The following is a 1,699-nucleotide window of genomic DNA, read 5'->3' on the forward strand; positions in this document are numbered from 1 at the left end:
TTAACATGGGATTCATCTTGAGTTAACTAGAGTTTTTCTACTTTTTTCTAAACACGAATATAGAAAAATGAGGCTCGGTTTAGAGACCAGTCTCGTTTGATTTAAAAGTAGATTCTGCCGTCTGACAGTGATTGTATGGTGACAAGATAACATTTCAGTAAATTCACTGACAAGGCCCTGAAGCCAAAATTATGTATTTTTACTGTAAAGAATGAAACAGCAGCATCCAAAACGCACTGAAAATTTTTCCAATATGTTTAGCGTCCTACTAAATAGGGCTTTTCAAGCGTTTTAGATAACTTGGCGATTGAAATTACTGGTACACATACTTTCGTCCTGGTTCTTACGGACTAAGATAACTTACCGGGTTTTAAGCCCGGATTTGCTAAGTAAGACCACTTAAAAAAACAGAATACCCTGAACCCCAACTTCGCGCCTAGTTGTCGGGAGTCTAAAAGCTATTGGATTTTACGTTTAATTAAAGTGAGGTGCTGATAATTACCTTGTCAAGGGCGTTGTGAAGAAAACGATATCGAAAAAAAACATCCTAGCTGCTTTTCTGAAAAAACAGCTAGGATGTTTGTATGGCCAACTATTTCAGGACTTTAGCCTGCTGTTGCCAAAACCCGATTCTTAGTTTTGCCGATCGCCAAACATTTTTTAACAGCAGCAATGACATCTTCCACATCTGCATCTGTTAATTTTGCCGAAATCGGCAAGCTAACTGTATGCCGCCCGATGTACGCAGCATTCGGATAGTCTTCCGGCTGCCATCCAAACATTTCCTGATACACAGGATGTTCCGGCATACTCATGTAATGCACGCCGACACCGATATTTTCAGCATTCATAGCGTTGAGGAACTCGTCGCGGCTGATTCCTGCTTTGGCTTCATCTACCAGAATTGTGTACAGGTGATAAGCGTGAATTGTATCCGGTTCTGGCAAGGCGGGCAAAGTAATCGGCAGGTCCGCAAATGCTTCGTTGTAGCGCTGCCAAATCTGCTCCCGCCGCTGCCAATAAGGAGTAATTCGTTTCATTTGATGAATGCCGATCGCAGCTTGCAGATCCATCATATTGTATTTAAAACCGACTTCCACCACTTGGTAGTGCTTGTAACCCGAGTCTCCGAAACGCTTCCAAGCATCTTTGCTCATACCGTGCAGCGCTAAAATGTTGAGCCTGTCGGCGTCTTCTTTACTGGCCGCCAGAATCATTCCTCCTTCGCCCGTGGTAATGTTTTTGGTAACATAAAAGCTGAAGCATCCGAAGTCGCCAAATGTGCCTGCTTTACGTCCCTTGTACTCTGTTTCGATCGCGTGAGCGCAGTCTTCAATTAACTTCAAGTTGTGACGGCTAACAATTTCGCAAAGCGCATCCATATCGCAGGGACGACCCGCGAAGTGAACCGGCAAAATTGCTTTAGTTTTTGAAGTGATTTTAGCTTCGACTTGATCTGGGTCAATATTCATTGTCACCGGATCTACATCGGCCAGTACCGGTGTTGCCCCGGCGTGGACGATCGCATTAACTGTAGCGCAAAAAGTCATCGGAGTAGTAATTACTTCATCCCCCGGCTGTAACGAAGCAGCGAGGAGGCTCAAGTGCAGTCCCGCCGTACAAGAATTGACTGCTATCGCGTACTGAGAACCCTTGTAAGCATTGAATTCGTCTTGAAATCTCATGACTTTCGGGCCTG

Annotated in this window: 1 protein-coding gene; it reads right to left on the reverse strand. The window is 44.4% G+C overall.

Translation table 11 applies throughout. From position 1 onward, the window contains the following. Positions 1-605: 605 nt before the first annotated feature. On the reverse strand, positions 606-1,699 hold a 1,094-nt coding region (locus E5S67_RS31890), incomplete at its 5' end, for a DegT/DnrJ/EryC1/StrS family aminotransferase (protein WP_172193476.1).

Origin of the sequence: Microcoleus asticus IPMA8 (genome assembly GCF_013179805.1) — a bacterium.
Classification (GTDB): Bacteria; Cyanobacteriota; Cyanobacteriia; order Cyanobacteriales; family Microcoleaceae; genus Microcoleus; species Microcoleus asticus.